At 63.4% G+C, this 15,718-nt stretch carries 15 protein-coding genes; 13 read left to right on the top strand and 2 right to left on the bottom strand.

Annotated elements, in window-relative coordinates:
• Positions 1-16 precede the first annotated feature (16 nt).
• On the bottom strand, positions 17-1,405 hold the full coding sequence (gene cysS, locus ACT01B_RS05870) for a cysteine--tRNA ligase (protein WP_445146440.1): 1,389 nt from the start codon (positions 1,403-1,405) through the stop codon (positions 17-19).
• Positions 1,406-1,635: 230 nt separating this feature from the next.
• Between cysS and ACT01B_RS05875 the strand changes: the two genes are divergently transcribed.
• The 13 genes from ACT01B_RS05875 to ACT01B_RS05935 all read left to right on the top strand — a co-directional run bounded on the left by ACT01B_RS05875 (position 1,636) and on the right by ACT01B_RS05935 (position 15,045).
• On the top strand, positions 1,636-2,235 hold the full coding sequence (locus ACT01B_RS05875) for a glycine zipper 2TM domain-containing protein (protein ID WP_445146441.1): 600 nt from the start codon (positions 1,636-1,638) through the stop codon (positions 2,233-2,235).
• Between the two features lie 385 nt (positions 2,236-2,620).
• Entirely contained in the window at positions 2,621-3,628 is a 1,008-nt protein-coding gene (locus tag ACT01B_RS05880; RefSeq protein ID WP_445146442.1) for an N-acetylornithine carbamoyltransferase, read from the top strand.
• Between the two features lie 17 nt (positions 3,629-3,645).
• The gene (locus tag ACT01B_RS05885) at positions 3,646-4,269 is read left to right on the top strand and encodes an FMN-binding negative transcriptional regulator (RefSeq protein WP_445146443.1); all 624 of its coding nucleotides are present in this window, start codon (positions 3,646-3,648) and stop codon (positions 4,267-4,269) included.
• The gene (locus ACT01B_RS05890; protein WP_445146444.1) at positions 4,266-4,745 is read left to right on the top strand and encodes an OsmC family protein; all 480 of its coding nucleotides are present in this window, start codon (positions 4,266-4,268) and stop codon (positions 4,743-4,745) included. Before ACT01B_RS05885 ends, ACT01B_RS05890 begins: the two co-directional genes overlap by 4 nt.
• 38 nt (positions 4,746-4,783) lie before the next feature.
• On the top strand, positions 4,784-5,977 hold the full coding sequence (locus ACT01B_RS05895; protein ID WP_445146445.1) for an argininosuccinate synthase: 1,194 nt from the start codon (positions 4,784-4,786) through the stop codon (positions 5,975-5,977).
• 134 nt (positions 5,978-6,111) lie between these two features.
• Positions 6,112-7,212, top strand: coding sequence for an acetylornithine deacetylase (locus ACT01B_RS05900; RefSeq protein ID WP_445146446.1), 1,101 nt, complete (start codon positions 6,112-6,114; stop codon positions 7,210-7,212).
• Between the two features lie 37 nt (positions 7,213-7,249).
• Positions 7,250-8,515 (top strand): acetylglutamate kinase, encoded by a 1,266-nt coding sequence (locus tag ACT01B_RS05905; RefSeq protein ID WP_445147435.1) that lies wholly within the window; start codon positions 7,250-7,252, stop codon positions 8,513-8,515.
• Between the two features lie 3 nt (positions 8,516-8,518).
• Positions 8,519-9,475 (top strand): N-acetyl-gamma-glutamyl-phosphate reductase, encoded by a 957-nt coding sequence (gene argC, locus ACT01B_RS05910; RefSeq protein ID WP_445146447.1) that lies wholly within the window; start codon positions 8,519-8,521, stop codon positions 9,473-9,475.
• A 59-nt stretch (positions 9,476-9,534) separates the two neighbouring features.
• Positions 9,535-10,872, top strand: coding sequence for a proline--tRNA ligase (gene proS / locus ACT01B_RS05915; RefSeq protein WP_445146448.1), 1,338 nt, complete (start codon positions 9,535-9,537; stop codon positions 10,870-10,872).
• 62 nt (positions 10,873-10,934) lie between these two features.
• Entirely contained in the window at positions 10,935-12,230 is a 1,296-nt protein-coding gene (locus tag ACT01B_RS05920; RefSeq protein WP_445146449.1) for an argininosuccinate lyase, read from the top strand.
• Positions 12,231-12,242: 12 nt separating this feature from the next.
• On the top strand, positions 12,243-12,602 hold the full coding sequence (locus ACT01B_RS05925) for a cupin domain-containing protein (protein WP_445146450.1): 360 nt from the start codon (positions 12,243-12,245) through the stop codon (positions 12,600-12,602).
• Entirely contained in the window at positions 12,599-13,774 is a 1,176-nt protein-coding gene (gene proB, locus ACT01B_RS05930) for a glutamate 5-kinase (protein ID WP_445146451.1), read from the top strand. The genes ACT01B_RS05925 and proB overlap by 4 nt, the downstream gene beginning before the upstream one ends.
• Positions 13,771-15,045, top strand: a complete 1,275-nt coding sequence (locus tag ACT01B_RS05935; protein ID WP_445146452.1) for a glutamate-5-semialdehyde dehydrogenase — start codon at positions 13,771-13,773, stop codon at positions 15,043-15,045. The genes proB and ACT01B_RS05935 overlap by 4 nt, the downstream gene beginning before the upstream one ends.
• A 40-nt stretch (positions 15,046-15,085) precedes the next feature.
• Here the strand turns inward: ACT01B_RS05935 and ACT01B_RS05940 are convergent, their stop codons facing one another.
• Entirely contained in the window at positions 15,086-15,586 is a 501-nt protein-coding gene (locus tag ACT01B_RS05940) for a nuclear transport factor 2 family protein (RefSeq protein WP_445146453.1), read from the bottom strand.
• Positions 15,587-15,718: the final 132 nt, after the last annotated feature.

A 15,718-nucleotide genomic window follows, 5' to 3' on the forward strand; every position in this document is an offset into this window, starting at 1 on the left:
AGAGGGAGTACCAGCATCAGCCTTTCACCACGCTCCAGCGCGTACCCTGGGCACCGTCCTCGATCGCGATACCCATCGCAGTCAGTTCGTCGCGGATCTCGTCGGCGCGCTTGAAATCGCGGGCGGCGCGGGCCGCGCGGCGTGCTTCCAGCAAGGCTTCGATGCGAGCTTCGTCAACCGCCGATGCATCGCCGGCCTGCTTGAACCAGCTTTCCGGATCCTGCTGCAGCAGGCCGAGCAGGGCACCCGCGCCAAGCAGGGCACGTTTGGCTTCACGCCTGGCAAGCGCATCGCCGGCCTGACGGGCGGCATCGGCCAGTTGGGACAACTCGGCCAGCGCCTGCGGCGTATTGAGATCGTCGCAGAGCGCCGCCTCGACAGTGCCCGGCACCGGCAAGTCGGTGGTGTCGACCTCGACATCACCCAGGTCTCGCAGCACGCGATACCAGCCTTCAAGCGTACTGATCGCCTGGGCGATCGTCGCATCGGACCAGTCCAGCGGCTGGCGGTAATGGCCCCGCAGCAGCAACAGGCGCAAGGCTTCCGGCGGGTGTTGCTTGAGCAGTTCGTGCACCAGCATCACGTTGCCCAGCGACTTGGACATCTTGCGGCCGCCGAAGGTAAGCATGCCGTTGTGCAGCCAATAACGGGCGAAAACCTTGCCGCCGTGCGCGCAGGTGGACTGCGCAATCTCGTTTTCGTGGTGCGGGAATTGCAGATCCACACCACCGGCATGGATGTCGATGGAGTCGCCCAGGTGCGCCTCGCTCATGGCGGAGCACTCGATATGCCAGCCCGGACGGCCGCGACCCCAGGGACTGTCCCAGCCGGGAAGTTCGGGCGTGGATGGCTTCCATAGTACGAAATCGCCGGGGCTCTTCTTATACGGGGCCACTTCCACGCGTGCGCCTGCCAGCAGTTCCTCCGGGTCCCGGCCCGAGAGGGACCCGTAATCGGCGTAGGAATCGACGTCGAACAGCACATGGCCTTCGGCGACATAGGCGTGTCCGCTGACGATCAGGCGCTCGATCATCGCGATGATTTGCGGGATATGCGCCGTGGCGTGCGGCTCCACGTCGGGCGGGGCGATCCCCAGAGCCGCCATGTCTTCGCGGTAGGCTTGCGTATAGCGGCCGGTGATGCTCTCAATGCCTACACCCAGCTGCTGGGCGGCAGCATTGATCTTGTCGTCCACGTCGGTAATGTTGCGGGCGTACACCACATGGGGATAGTGGCGGCGCAGCAGGCGCGCCAGCACGTCGAAGACCACCGGGCCGCGTGCATTGCCGATATGCACGTAGTTGTAGACCGTCGGGCCGCACAGATACATCGTTACCCGGTCGGGATCGAGCGGGATGAACGGTTCAACGCGGCGCGTCAGGCTGTTGTGAAGCGAAATCGGCATCAGCAGGAAATCCGGTCGGTGGGAGCGGGCGCAGGCAGGCGCAAGCCGGCCGCGCATCTTAACAAGGTGATGCATACGCCGCAGGCACCCGCTGGTATCGAAAGCGAAGCGCCGCGGCCTTTGGTCGCAAGACCTTGGGTGAGTTCTAAGCGTCGATTCAGTGTGAATTTGTTGCAATGGATGCTATGAGGCGCATAGACGCGTCCAACTTGCCCCCAAGCAGAGATCTAATGACCAAGATGCTGTCCCCCGTGCTGGTGCTTGCCCTGATGGCCTGTGGCCTGATGGTTACCAGCGCGTTTGCGCAGGATGCGCGGTACCCAAATCAAAACCAGGGTCCGAACCAGGGTCCGAACCAGGGTCCGAGCCAGGGTCCGAACGACGACAATACCCATTTTGGCTGGGCCGACGTGCTGCGCGTCGATCCCGTTTATGGGGTCGCCCGTACCGAAGTGCCGCGGCAGGAATGCTACGACCAGCAGGTCGTGCAGAGCGTGCCGCCCCAGGGCAGCGCCGCCGGCACCATCCTGGGTGCGGTTGTCGGCGGTGTGCTGGGTAGTACCGTCGGCCACGGTAGCGGCCGCACGGCGGCCACCGTGGTCGGTGCGGTGGCCGGTGGCGCCGTCGGCAACAGCGTCTCGGCCACTGGTGGCGGCGAATACCAGGGCACCGAGACCCACTGCCGCCAAGTCGCCGCGGTGAGTGAGCAGCGCCGCATCATGGGATATGACGTGGAATACCGATATCGCGGCGAGGTCTACGTCTCCCGTCTCAACTACGACCCGGGCGAGCGTCTCCGGGTGCGGGTGAGCGTTGCCCCCGCCGACTGAGCCATCGATCCCGGTCCATTCAGCCAACCGCCGCCTCCGGGCGGCGGTTGGCTGCGGGCCTGGCTTTGCGACCACCACTTGTTGCATGGCAGCGAAAATCCCGTCATGATGCGCGTTCAATTACCCGGAACCTCGATGTCCGCAGCCGTCTATACCGCCACCGTACTCACCAGCGCCCGCATGGCTGCTGGGATGACGTCGCGTGCGCGCCGACCGCTGGTCCGACATTCGGCCGGGTAGGCAGTCGCGCGCGTTTCATGTGTATCGACGACAAAACCCGGCCTGCAGCCGGGTTTTTTTGTTTTTGGATTTTGACTTAGCGGGCTGGCCCGCCCTTAGACCACCGGCCTACCGGGCCGAACGATGAGATAAAGGTATTCACGAGATGACTCTTCGCCATTTTCTGACCACCCAGGACTACAGCCGCGCCGAGATCGATGCGCTGCTGGAACAGGCGGCCGCCTTCAAGCGTTCCCCGCGCGGCCAGCAGCTGGCTGGCAAGTCAGTGGCGCTGATGTTCTTCAATCCTTCGATGCGCACCCGCACCAGCTTCGAGCTGGGCGCCTTCCATATGGGCGGCCACGCCATCGTGCTGGCGCCGGGCAAGGATGCGTGGCCCATCGAGTTCGAGGTGGGCAGCGTGATGGAAGGCGATACGGAGGAGCACATCGCCGAAGTCGCGCGTGTGCTGTCGCGCTATGTGGATCTGATCGCCGTGCGCGCGTTTCCGAAGTTCCAGGACTGGTCAGTCGACCGCGAGGACAAGGTCATCAAGGCATTCGCCCACTACGCGACGGTGCCAGTGATCAACATGGAAACCATCACCCACCCGTGCCAGGAACTCGCGCACGCGATGGCGCTGAAGGAGCACCTTGGCAATCTGCAGAACAAGAAGTACGTGCTCACCTGGACCTATCACCCCAAGCCGCTGAACACCGCAGTGGCCAACTCCGCCTTGCTGATCGCCACCAAGATGGGCATGGACGTGACCTTGTTGTGCCCCACGCCGGATTACGTGCTGGACGAGCGCTACATGGAATTCGGCTATCAGAACGCCAAGGACAACGGCGGCTCGCTCAAGGTCAGCCACAACATCGAAGAAGCCTATCGCGGCGCCGACGTGGTCTACGCCAAGAGCTGGGGCGCGTTGCCGTTCTTCGGCAACTGGGAACAGGAAAAGCCCGTCCGCGAGGCGAGCCGGCACTTCATCGTCGACGAGGCCAAGATGGCATTGACCAACAACGGCCTCTTCAGCCACTGCCTGCCGCTGCGTCGCAATGTGAAGGCCACCGATGCCGTGATGGATTCGCCGGCCTGCATCGCCATCGACGAAGCAGAGAACCGCCTGCATGTGCAGAAGGCGGTGATGGCATCGTTGATCGGTCAGCGCTGAGTCGAGGCGATCACCGCATGTACATGCCTGCCTATTTCAAGGAAACGCGCAGCGAAGCGCTGCATGCGTTGATGCGCGCGTATCCGTTCGCCACGCTGGTCACGCATGGCGATGCGGGTCTCGTCGCCAATCATCTGCCTTTCGAGCTGGTGGGTGATTACTTGCATGGTCACGTGGCGCGCGGCAATGAATTGGCGCGTGCCGATGGCGCTGAAGTGCTGGTGATCTTCCGTGGGCCGGAAGGCTATGTGAGCCCGAACTGGTATCCGAGCAAGCACGAGACCGGGCGCGAAGTGCCGACCTGGAACTATGCCGTGATCCATGTACATGGCCGCCTGCGCGTGGTCGAGGATCACACCTGGCTGCGGCAGTTGCTTGAGCGCCTGACCGATCGCCACGAAGCGGGCCAGCCCAAGCCGTGGCACGTATCCGATGCTCCCGCCGACCACATCGAGAAGTCACTGGGTGGCATCGTTGGTCTGGAAGTCAGCATCGAGCGCATCGAGGGCAAGTTCAAGCTGAGCCAGAACCATCCGGCAGCGAACCGCGCTGGCGTGGTCGAGGGCTTGCGCCAGCGCAGCGGCAGGGGCGATGCCGAGCTGGCTGATCTGATGGCTCAACAAGAGGAGAGCAGGTCGTGAGTAAGGGACATCAGCATCACTACAAGGTGGACGTGACGTGGACCGGCAATCAGGGCACCGGGACGAAGACCTACCAGGGCTATGGCCGCGAGCATGAGATACGCATCGCCGGAAAGCCGGTGCTGGCCGGTTCGTCCGATCCCACGTTTCGCGGCGATGCCAGCAAGCACAATCCGGAAGACATGCTGGTGACCGCGCTTTCCACCTGTCACATGCTGTCGTACCTGCATCAGGCCGTGCTGGCCGGTGTGGTCGTCACGGCTTATCAGGACAGCGCCGAAGGCACGATGGAAACCGATGCGCATGGCGGCCGTTTCCTTGAGGTGGTGCTGCGTCCCGTGGTCACCATCGCCGCCGGCAGCGATCCGGCTAAGGCCGAGGCGGCGCACGAGCCCGCGCACCATGCCTGCTTTATCGCCAATTCCGTGAATTTTCCGGTGCGCTGCGAGCCGCGCATCGTCATCCAATCAGTCTGACCTCGTTTGTTCTTATTTCTTCTTCAGGATTGCCAGTCATGAGCAAAGATATCGTTCTCGCCTTCTCCGGTGGCCTCGACACCAGCTTCTGCGTGCCTTACCTCAAGGAGCGCGGCTGGGCCGTGCACACCGTGTTCGCCGATACCGGCGGCGTCGATGCTGAAGAGCGCGCCTATATCGAGCAGCGCGCCAAGGAGCTGGGCGTCGCCAGTCACGTCACCGTCGACGGCGGTCCGGCCATTTGGGAGGGCTTCGTCAAGCCGTTCGTGCAGGCAGGTGAGGCTTACCAGGGGCAGTACCCGCTGCTGGTGTCCGATCGTTACCTGATCGTGGACGCCGCCATCAAGCGCGCCGGCGAGCTGGGCACCAAGGCGATTGCGCACGGCTGCACTGGCATGGGCAATGACCAGGTGCGTTTCGACCTGGCGGTGAAGGCCTTGGGCGACTACGAGATCGTGGCGCCGATCCGCGAGATCCAGAAAGAACACACCCAGACCCGTGCCTACGAGCAGGCCTATCTGGAAGAGCGCGGCTTTGAAGTGCGCGCGAAGCAGAAGAGTTACACCATCAACGAGAACCTGCTGGGCGTGACCTTGTCCGGCGGCGAGATCGATCACTGGAAGACCCCGGGCGAAGGTGCCCGCGGCTGGTGCAAGCCGCGCGCCGAATGGCCGTCTGAAAAGCTTTCAGTGACCCTCGGCTTCGCGAAGGGCGAGGCGGTGTCGCTCAATGGCGAAAAGCTGCCGGGTGCCAAGCTGCTGGCCAAGCTCAACGAGCTGTTCGCGCCCTACGGCGTGGGCCGTGGCATGTATACCGGTGACACCACCATCGGCCTGAAGGGCCGCATCGTGTATGAAGCCCCGGGCCTGATCTCGCTGCTCACCGCGCATCGCGCGCTGGAAGAGGCCGTGCTGACCAAGCAGCAGAACCGCTTCAAGCCGGAAGTGGCGCGCAAGTGGGTGGAAGTGGTGTACGAGGGTTTCTTCCACGATCCGGTCAAGACCGATCTCGAGGCCTACCTGGCTTCCAGCCAGAGCTGCGTCAACGGCGAAGTCGTGCTGGAAACCTCGGGCGCCCAGGTCACGGCCGTGGAAGTGCGTTCGCCGCATATCCTCAATGCCAAGGGTGCAACCTACGCGCAGTCGGCCGACTGGGGCGTGGAGGAAGCCGAGGGCTTCATCAAGCTGTTCGGTATGAGCAGCACGTTGTGGGCCGAGATAAATCGCGGCTGATCGTCATCTGGCGAATGCCGGAACCCCGTGTCCGGGCGCTATATCCGACGACGATGGGGTTCGGCCTTCGCAGGAGCGACGGCTTGAGGAAGCCCATGGGCGGCATCGATGAATAACCACACAAGACGGACTGCATGAGCGCACTACTGGACGACACTCTCAGACATCTTCGCGCACTGGTCAGTTACGACACGCGCAATCCGCCGCGCGAAATCGGCACGGGCGGCATTTTCGATTATCTGCGCGACAACCTGCCTGGCTTCGACGTCACGGTGACCGATTTCGGTGCCGGCGCCGTGAACCTGTATGCAGTGCGCGGCCAGCCAAAGCTGCTGTTCAACGTCCACCTGGATACGGTACCGGATTCGCCGCACTGGACGATTGATCCACATACGTTGCGCCTGACCGAGGATCGCGCTATCGGCCTGGGAGCCTGCGATATCAAGGGCGCTGCTGCTGCGCTGGTGGCGGTGGCCAATGCGACGCAAGGCGACATGGCGTTGCTGCTGTCCACCGACGAAGAAGCCAATGACGCGCGTTGCATCGACGGCTTCCTCAAGCACAAGCCGGCGTATGACGCCGTCATCGTCGCCGAGCCGACCAAGGGCGAGGCCGTATTGGCGCATCGTGGTATCCATTCCGTGCAGATGCGCTTCAAGGGCAGTGCCGGTCATGCGTCGGGCGAGCAGAAGCCCAGCGACAGTGCGCTGCACCAGGCCATGCGTTGGGGTTCGGCGGCGCTGGATTTTGTCGAGAAGCAGGCGCACGAGCGCTTTGGTGGCCTGACTGGATTGCGCTTCAACATCGGCAAGGTCGAAGGCGGCATCAAGGCCAATATGATCGCGCCGACGGCCGATATCCGCTTCGGGTTCCGTCCGTTGCCCACCATGGCGCCGGACCAGATGCTGGAAACCTTCCGTAGCCTGGTCGAACCGCAGCCGGTGGAATTCGGCGAGACCTTCCGCGGTGATTCACTGCCGGCAGGTGACACCGCCACGGCCGAAGCGCGCCGCCTTGCCGCGCGCGATCTCGCCGACGAGCTGGATATTCCCATTGGCAATGCCGTGGACTTCTGGACCGAAGCGGCCCTGTTCTCCGCGGCCGGCTACACCTGTTTCGTCTATGGCCCCGGCGACATCGCCCAGGCGCACACCGCCGACGAATGGGTCGCCCTGAGCCAACTCCAGCATTACGCAGAAACCATTTACCGGATCATTGATCGTGGAAGCGCATAAGCACACCAGAAAGACCATCGTCCGCCTGCTTTCGAGCATGGGCAGTGCGAAGGAAATCCAGCAATACCTCAAGCGCTTCTCGCAGCTCGATGCCAAGCGCTTTGCCGTGGTGAAGGTCGGTGGCGCCGTGCTGCGCGACGACCTGCCTGCACTGACGTCCTCGTTGACCTTTCTGCAGCAGGTCGGCCTGACCCCAATCGTGTTGCACGGTGCCGGTCCGCAGCTGGACGAAGAGTTGGCTGCCGCCGGTATCGAGAAGCACACGGTCAACGGCCTGCGCGTGACCACGCCGCAGGCGCTGGCGATCGTGCGCAAGGTGTTCCAGGAGCAGAACCTGCGCCTGGTCGAGGCACTGCAGACCATGGACACGCGCGCCACCTCGGTGCTGTCGGGTGTGTTCACCGCCACGTACTTGGACCGCAACACCTATGGTCTCGTCGGCAAGGTAATCCGTATCAACCTGGCGCCGATCGAGGCGAGCCTGCGTGCGGGTTCCATCCCGGTGATCGCCAGCATGGGCGAGACGGAAGAGGGGCAGATCCTCAACGTCAACGCGGACTTCGCCGCCAACGAACTGGTGCGCGTGCTGCAGCCATACAAGATCGTATTCCTGACCGGCACCGGTGGCCTGCTGGATGATAAGGGTCGCATCATCGACTCGATCAACCTCAGCACCGAGTTCGATCACCTGATGGCGCAGCCTTGGATCAACGGTGGCATGCGCCTGAAGATCGAGCAGATCGCCGACCTGCTGGCCGATTTGCCGTTGACCTCGTCGGTGTCGATCACCCAGCCCGCCGAACTGGCCAAGGAGTTGTTCACCCATAAGGGTTCGGGCACGCTGGTACGTCGTGGCGAGAAGGTGCTTCGGTTCGACTCATGGGAAGGTATCGACCAGGAGCGCATGCGTGTCCTGATCGAGTCGAGTTTCGGCCGCACCCTGGTGCCGGACTATTTCGAGCGCACCAAGCCGTTCCGTATCTATGTCAGCGAGAACTATCGCACCGCGATGATACTCACCATGGAGGGTGGCTTGCCCTACCTCGACAAGTTTGCCGTGCTCGACGATGCGCAGGGTGAAGGCCTGGGTCGCGCCGTATGGCAGGTGATGCGAGAGGAAAATCCGCAGCTGTTCTGGCGTTCGCGTCACGGCAACTCGGTCAATCATTTCTATTACGCCGAATCGGACGGTTGTCTCAAGCAGCCGAGTTGGAAAGTGTTCTGGTACGGCCTCGACGACTTCGAAACGATCGCCAGTTGCGTGGCGCATTGCGCCACGCGGCAGCCGACCCTGGTGGGCTGAAGCATGAGCATGAGCAAACAACGCATCGGTATTGTGGGTGCGCGCGGTCATACCGGCGCGGAGCTGATTCGCCTGGTGGCAGCGCACCCGGGGCTGGAGCTTGCCTTCGTCTCCTCGCGTGAGCTGGATGGCCAGCGCGTGGCGGATCAGGTGGAGGGCTTCACCGGCGAAGTGCGTTACGCCAACCTCGATCCGGCGGCGGTCGCCGCACAGGGTGCGGACGTGGTAGTGCTGGCCTTGCCCAATGGCAAGGCGGCGCCTTATGTCGAGGCCATCGACAAGGCCAAGCCCGAGACGCTGATCGTCGACTTGTCGGCCGACTATCGCTTCGACGAGCGCTGGTATTACGGCTTGCCGGAGTTGACCCGTGAACGCTGGCGCGGTGAAAAGCGCATCAGCAATCCGGGCTGCTACGCCACCGCCGTGCAGCTTTCGATCGCGCCGTTGAAGGATCTGCTGGCGGCCCCGCCGGTCTCCTTCGGCGTCTCTGGTTACTCCGGCGCGGGCACCACACCGTCGGATCGCAACGACCCGGAGAAGCTGCGCGATAACCTGATGCCGTACTCGCTTACTGGCCATATGCACGAGAAGGAAGCCAGCCGCCATCTCGGGGTGCCGGTGGAATTCATGCCGCATGTGGCGTCGCATTTCCGTGGTCTCACTGTCACCACCAATCTTTACCTGGTGCGCCCGATCAAGCGCGAGGACGTGATTGCCCGCTTCAATGGCGCCTATGCAGGCGAGAAGCTGGTGCGCGTGCTGGACGAGGCGCCGTGGGTCAGCCAGATCGCCAACAAGCATCATGTGGAGATCGGTGGCTTTGCGGTGTCCGCCGACGGCAAGCGCGTCGTGGTGGTGGCAACGCTGGACAACCTGCTCAAGGGCGCCGCCACCCAGGCCATGCAGAACATCAATCGCGCGATGGGCGTGGACGAATACACGGCTATTCCGCGACCGTGACGCTTACGCGAACGTCATTGTAGGGAGAATCCACCAACCAATCGTCCGGGGTCATCGTCATGCGTCTGTCCCGTTATCTGTTGCCCACCTTGAAGGAAACGCCCGCCGAGGCGCAGATCGTCTCGCATCGGCTGATGTTGCGCGCCGGCATGATCCGCCAGGAGGCCGCCGGCATTTATGCCTGGCTGCCGCTGGGTCTGCAGGTGCTGCGCAAGATCGAGCGCATCGTGCGCGAGGAAATGAATCGCGCCGGTGCCCTCGAGCTGTTGATGCCGACGCTGCAGCTCGCCGAGCTCTGGCGCGAGAGCGGTCGCTACGATGCCTATGGTCCGGAGATGCTGCGTATCCGCGACCGCAACGAGCGCGAGCTGTTGTACGGGCCGACCAACGAAGAGATGGTCACCGACATCTTCCGCGCGAACGTGCGTTCGTACCGCGACCTTCCGTTGAATCTCTATCACGTGCAGTGGAAATTCCGCGACGAGCAGCGGCCGCGTTTTGGCGTGCTGCGCGGGCGCGAATTCCTGATGAAGGACGCCTATTCGTTCGATCTCGACGAGGCGTCCGCACGGCGCTCCTACCAGCGCATGTTCGTCGCCTACCTGCGCATGTTCTCCCGCATGGGACTGGTGGCGATCCCGATGCGCGCCGAGACCGGACCCATCGGCGGTGACCTGTCGCACGAGTTCATCGTGCTGGCCGATACCGGAGAATCGGGAGTGTACTGCGATCGCCAGTTGCTTGAGCTGCCGGCACCGGACGAACATGTGAACTACGAGGGCGACCTAGCTGCGCTGATCGAGCCCTGGACGCAGCTCTATGCTGCCACCGAGGACGTGCATGACGCCGAGCGCTTCGAGCGCGAGGTGGCAGCGGAGCGGCGGCTGCATACGCGAGGCATCGAAGTCGGGCAGATCTTCTACTTCGGCACCAAATATTCCGAGCCGATGAAGGCGCTGATCACCGGTCCGGACGGCGTGGACCGGCCGATCCACGGTGGCTCCTATGGCGTGGGCGTTTCGCGACTGGACGGTGCCATCGTCGAGGCCAGTCACGACGAGCGCGGCATTGTCTGGCCGGATGCGGTGGCTCCGTTCCAGGTCGGCTTGATCAATTTGCAGCAAGGCAACCCGGATACGGATGCGGCCTGCGAAACGATCTACACCAAGCTCAGGCAATCCAGCGTCGAGGTGTTGTACGACGACACCGGGGCACGGGCTGGCGGCAAGTTCGCCAATATGGATCTGATTGGCTTGCCTTGGCAGCTGGCCGTAGGGCCGCGTGAGCTGAAGAACGGCCAGGTTGAATTGAAGCGACGCGCCACCGACGAGCGAAGCGTGCTCAGCATCGGTGCCGCATTGGCGTCTCTGGTCGATGCGCGCCCTGGACGCGATTGAGATCTCCTTTTGTTTAGGCGCACCGATTGCGCTCTCATCTATCGATACAGCAGGACACGAACATGACCCAGCCGCTCTGGCAAAAATCCAATATCAAGATCGACGCCCGCATCATGAAGTTCCTGGCGGGTGACGACGTCTTGCTGGATCGCGAGTTTTTCCTCTACGACGTCACCGCCAGCAAGGCGCACGTGGAAGGATTGGCCAATATCGGTGTGGTCAGTGCGGACGAAGCCGCAGCACTCAAGCGTGAGTTGGACGTGTTGGCGGAGGACTTTCGTGCCGGCAGCTTTGTGCTCGACGACCGCTACGAAGACTGCCATTCGGCCATCGAGGCACGGCTGACCGAACGCCTGGGCGATGCCGGCCGTCGCGTGCATACCGGTCGCAGCCGCAACGATCAGATCCTGGTGGCGACGCGTCTGTGGCTGAAAGACCAGCTGGCCACACTGGAGCAGCACTGCCGAGCCATCGCCAACGTATGCCTGGATCGCGCGGCCCGGCCGGGACTGCCGCTGCCGGGCTACACCCATTTGCAGCGTGCGGTAGTCTCGTCCACCGGCATGTGGTTCGCCGGCTTTGCCGAGGGCTTTATCGACAATGCCCTGCGCGCCCGGCAGACCGCGACCCTGATCGACGCCAATCCGCTGGGCACGGCCGCCGGCTACGGCGTCAATATGAAGCTCGATCGCGAGCACACCACGGCGGCGCTGGGCTTCGGGCGCATGCAGATTTCGCCGATCTATGCACAGCTGTCGCGTGGCAAGTTCGAAATGGCCGTGCTGGAAGCTATCGGTGGCGCGCTGCTGGATGTCCGTCGACTGGCCTGGGATTTGTCGCTGTTCACCACGGCCGAATTCGATTTCGTGAAACTGCCGTCCGAATACACCACCGGCAGCTCGATCATGCCGAACAAGCGCAACCCGGACGTGGTGGAGCTGCTGCGCGCCAGCTATGCCAGCGTGGCTGCAGCCCGTACCGAGATCGAGCAGCTGCTGTCGCTGCCTTCCGGTTACCAGCGTGATCTGCAGTTCTCCAAGGGCTCGTTGTTCCACGGCTGCCGCCATGGCCTGGCCGCGCTGGAGCTGATGCCGGACCTGCTGGCCCGCATGGAGTGGAACGAGCCGGCCATGCGTGCGGCCATCGAGCCGGCCATGTACGCCACCGACGTGGCGATCGAGCAGGCGGCAGCTGGCGTACCGTTCCGCGACGCCTACCGCGCGGCTGCCGATACGGCATCTTCGGCCGGCGCAGGCCGTACGCCGGAGGGAAGTCTGGCGGCGCGCGTATCGCCCGGTTCGGGGCATGACCTGCGCCTGGACGAATTGCGCGCTAGACTCAGCCATCTGGATGGCTAAACGGTGAATAGGATGGGGGCCGTCAGCAAGGCTAATGCCGAGCACTATCGCTGGGGGAAAGGCTGCGACGGCTGGCATTTGCTGGCTGGAGATGACCTGAGCGTGATCGAAGAGCGTATGCCGCCCGGCGCTGCGGAAGTTCGCCATCGGCACGCGCGATCGCGACAGTTCTTCTATGCGCTTGAGGGCACGCTGACGCTCGAGCTGGACGGCGCTGTTCACCAACTGCAGAGCGGACAAGGCCTCCACGTGCCTCCGGGCGCAGCCCATCAGGCTCGCAACGAAGGCAGTGCTGACGCACGCTTTCTGGTGGTTTCGGCACCCCGTAGCCACGGCGATCGCATCGCGGCTCCCCTGGATGCCGAGGCATGAGTATCGCGTCGGCACGGGATGCTTTAGCCGAGCAGCCGTTGCCGGCCTGGCGACGCGCTGTATTGAAGGTTGGCAGCAACCTGCTGGCGGCTGACGGTGGCGGGTTGACGCCACGTTACGCCGACGCTTTGGCAGGGTTTATTACCGCCAGTCGCGAAGGCGGGCGGGAGGTCATCCTGGTGTCGTCCGGTGCCGTGGCGGCGGGTCGTTCCTTGCTACGGCAACACGTGCCGTCCGGCGGCGATCTGGCCGCACGGCAAGCGCTGGCCGCACTTGGCCAGGCACCCATGATCGCGTTATGGCAGTCCCTCAGCACTCGCCCGGTGGCTCAAGTGCTGCTGACTCACGATGACTTGCGTAACCGCCGCCGCTACCTCAACGCGCGCGCTACGTTGCGTGGGTTGCTTGCCCTCGACGTGCTGCCCGTAGTGAACGAAAACGACACCGTTGCCGTCGATGAGTTGAAGCTCGGGGACAACGACAATCTCGCTGCGATTGTTGCTGCCCTGGTCGATGCCGACCTGCTGTTGATCGCTTCTGACATTGATGCGCTCTATAGCGCCGACCCTCGCCGCGATCCTTCGGCCGTGCCGATTGCCCAGGTGGACGCGGTGACTCCCGAAGTACTGGCCATGGCCGGTGGTAGCGGCAGCAGCGTGGGCACCGGTGGCATGCGTACCAAGTTGGAGGCGGCCATCAAGGCGGCCGGGGCGGGCATTCCCACGGCGCTCTTCTGCGGTCGTGATGAGGACGCCGTTGGCGCGCTTACGCGGGGTTACTTGCGCGGCACGCTGATCGCCGCAGGCGGAAGCCGCATGCAGGCACGCAAGTACTGGCTTCGCCATGCACCGGCGGCGCCCGGGAGGATCCGAGTGGATGCGGGCGCCGCACGCGCGCTGGCGAGCGGTCGCGCTTCGTTGTTGCCGGGCGGCGTGGTCGAAGTAAGCGGTGATTTTCATCGCGGTGACCTGGTGGAGATTGTCGATGACAGCGGCCAGCTGCTTGCGCGTGGACTAAGCCAATACGGTGCGGGCGAAGCACGGCGATTGGCGGGCCGGCATAGTCGCGACATCGAACACCTATTGGGCTACAGCTATGGGGCAGAAGTCGTGCACCGCGACGATCTGGCCACGCTGGCTCATGTCGGAGCGGTAGGGGAGAACAACGCATGAGCGATATCCGTTCACTCGCACTGGCCTGTCGTGAGTCGGCGCCGCTGATCGCAGCGCTCGACAGCGGGACCAAGCGTTCGCTGTTGCAAGACATGGCATCGTCGCTGGAAAAGCACGTCGACGCGATCCTGACCGCGAACGCGCGCGATATGCAGCAGGCGACGGATAAGGGTGCGCAAGGTGCTGTGCTCGACCGCTTGCGCCTGGACGCCGCTCGCGTGACGGGCATCGCGCAAGCCTTGCGCGAAGTGGCCGAATTGCCTGATCCGGTTGGCGTAGTGACTCGCCGCGAGACGCGACCCAACGGTATCGCGGTCGAACGGGTGCGTATCCCGCTGGGCGTGGTGGCGATGATCTATGAGGCCCGCCCCAACGTCACCGCCGATGCGGCGGCACTCTGCCTGAAGGCCGGCAACGCGGTGATTCTGCGGGGTGGCTCCGAAGCACTGCATTCCAATGCGGCGATCGCTGCGGCACTGCACGAAGCGCTGCGTGCGCATGGCCTGCCGGAAGCGGCGATCACGTTGGTCGAAGATCTTCGCCGTGAAGCGATGGTAGAACTGCTGCAGCTTGCCGATATCGTCGACCTCGCCATTCCGCGTGGCGGTGAAGGGCTGATTCGTTTCGTCGCGGAACATGCGCGCGTTCCCGTGATCAAGCACTACAAGGGTGTTTGCCATTTGTACGTGGATCGAGATGCCGATGTTTCGCTGGCACTGAACCTGCTGATCGACGGCAAGACATCGCGCCCGGGCGTATGCAATGCGCTGGAGACGCTGTTGGTGCACAAGGATATGGCGGGGACGTTCCTGCCTCACGCGGCGGAGGCGTTGCGTGAGCGCGGCGTGGAGGTGCGCGGTGACGTGACAACCTGCGCGCTCGTAGCAGGAGCAAAGGTCGCGACGGAGGATGATTACGCCGCGGAGTTTCTGGACCTGATCCTGGCCGTGCGCGTGGTGGACGATCTCGACGAGGCGATCGCCCATATCCGCCGTTTCAGCTCCGACCATACCGAGGTGATCGCCACGCGCGATGAGGCCGCGGCGCAACGCTTTGTGCAGGCGTTGCGCTCCGCGGTGGTGATGGTCAACGCGTCGTCGCGATTCTCGGATGGAGGCGAGCTTGGCCTGGGCGCGGAAATTGGTATTTCGACCACGCGCCTGCACGCCTACGGACCGATGGGGGCGGAGTCCCTGACGATCGAGCGCTTCGTGGTGCGTGGCGAAGGGCAGGTGCGGCATCCGCAGAGCCGCACATCGGAATCGCACTGACGCGACGGCGGCAGGCCGTCGTCATCGCATCAATGGCTTCTTACTTGCTGTTGGGGTCCTTGACCTCGCGGTGGTCGTAACTGATCACCCGCGTCATCTGCCACTGACCGTCCTTGTAGCGCCAGATATTGAGGAACTTGCCCACGCCTTCGCATTTGTTGGTGTTGATATTGCAGAAGCGGTGCGTGCCTACTTCCATCGCGCCATAGTCCTTGATCGGATACACCTCGAGTGTTCCGACCAGTTCGCGCCGCACCTTGCCGCAGATGTACTGGCGGGTGGCTTCCACCACGGAGTCACGCGAGTTCATCAGGCCAGCCTTGTCGTGAAAGAACTCCACGTCGGTGCTGAAGTAGTTGCCGAAGGTTTTCAAATCGCAGCTGTTGTAGGCATGGAAGACGGCGGTATCGAGATCGCTCACGGTGCGCACGAGCTCATCGCCCGCAGGCATGGCCACCTCCGGCGTGGCGGCGCGGGCCATGGAAATCGCCAGCAGCGGCGTGATCATCAGGGTCAGTCGTTGCAGGTTGGATTTGCGCATGGTCGTTCCTTGAGGGCGGATGTCGTGGTTGTGGTAGCAATCCGTGTGCCAACGTGTTTGGACGTTGTATGTGGCTGGCATATAGGCACAAGGGAGGTTCGCTTTGCACGCGAGTGTGCGTCCGCGGACACA

Source organism: Dyella sp. Tek66A03, assembly GCF_052567735.1.

Excerpts from the sequence above, each read along its gene's own strand:
- cysS (WP_445146440.1), bottom strand. The coding sequence starts at position 1,405 with ATGCCGATTTCGCTTCACAACAGCCTGACGCGCCGCGTTGAACCGTTC.
- ACT01B_RS05875 (WP_445146441.1), top strand. The coding sequence starts at position 1,636 with ATGACCAAGATGCTGTCCCCCGTGCTGGTGCTTGCCCTGATGGCCTGT.
- ACT01B_RS05880 (WP_445146442.1), top strand. The coding sequence starts at position 2,621 with ATGACTCTTCGCCATTTTCTGACCACCCAGGACTACAGCCGCGCCGAG.
- ACT01B_RS05885 (WP_445146443.1), top strand. The coding sequence starts at position 3,646 with ATGTACATGCCTGCCTATTTCAAGGAAACGCGCAGCGAAGCGCTGCAT.
- ACT01B_RS05895 (WP_445146445.1), top strand. The coding sequence starts at position 4,784 with ATGAGCAAAGATATCGTTCTCGCCTTCTCCGGTGGCCTCGACACCAGC.
- ACT01B_RS05900 (WP_445146446.1), top strand. The coding sequence starts at position 6,112 with ATGAGCGCACTACTGGACGACACTCTCAGACATCTTCGCGCACTGGTC.
- ACT01B_RS05905 (WP_445147435.1), top strand. The coding sequence starts at position 7,250 with ATGGGCAGTGCGAAGGAAATCCAGCAATACCTCAAGCGCTTCTCGCAG.
- argC (WP_445146447.1), top strand. The coding sequence starts at position 8,519 with ATGAGCATGAGCAAACAACGCATCGGTATTGTGGGTGCGCGCGGTCAT.
- proS (WP_445146448.1), top strand. The coding sequence starts at position 9,535 with ATGCGTCTGTCCCGTTATCTGTTGCCCACCTTGAAGGAAACGCCCGCC.
- ACT01B_RS05920 (WP_445146449.1), top strand. The coding sequence starts at position 10,935 with ATGACCCAGCCGCTCTGGCAAAAATCCAATATCAAGATCGACGCCCGC.
- ACT01B_RS05925 (WP_445146450.1), top strand. The coding sequence starts at position 12,243 with ATGGGGGCCGTCAGCAAGGCTAATGCCGAGCACTATCGCTGGGGGAAA.
- proB (WP_445146451.1), top strand. The coding sequence starts at position 12,599 with ATGAGTATCGCGTCGGCACGGGATGCTTTAGCCGAGCAGCCGTTGCCG.
- ACT01B_RS05935 (WP_445146452.1), top strand. The coding sequence starts at position 13,771 with ATGAGCGATATCCGTTCACTCGCACTGGCCTGTCGTGAGTCGGCGCCG.
- ACT01B_RS05940 (WP_445146453.1), bottom strand. The coding sequence starts at position 15,586 with ATGCGCAAATCCAACCTGCAACGACTGACCCTGATGATCACGCCGCTG.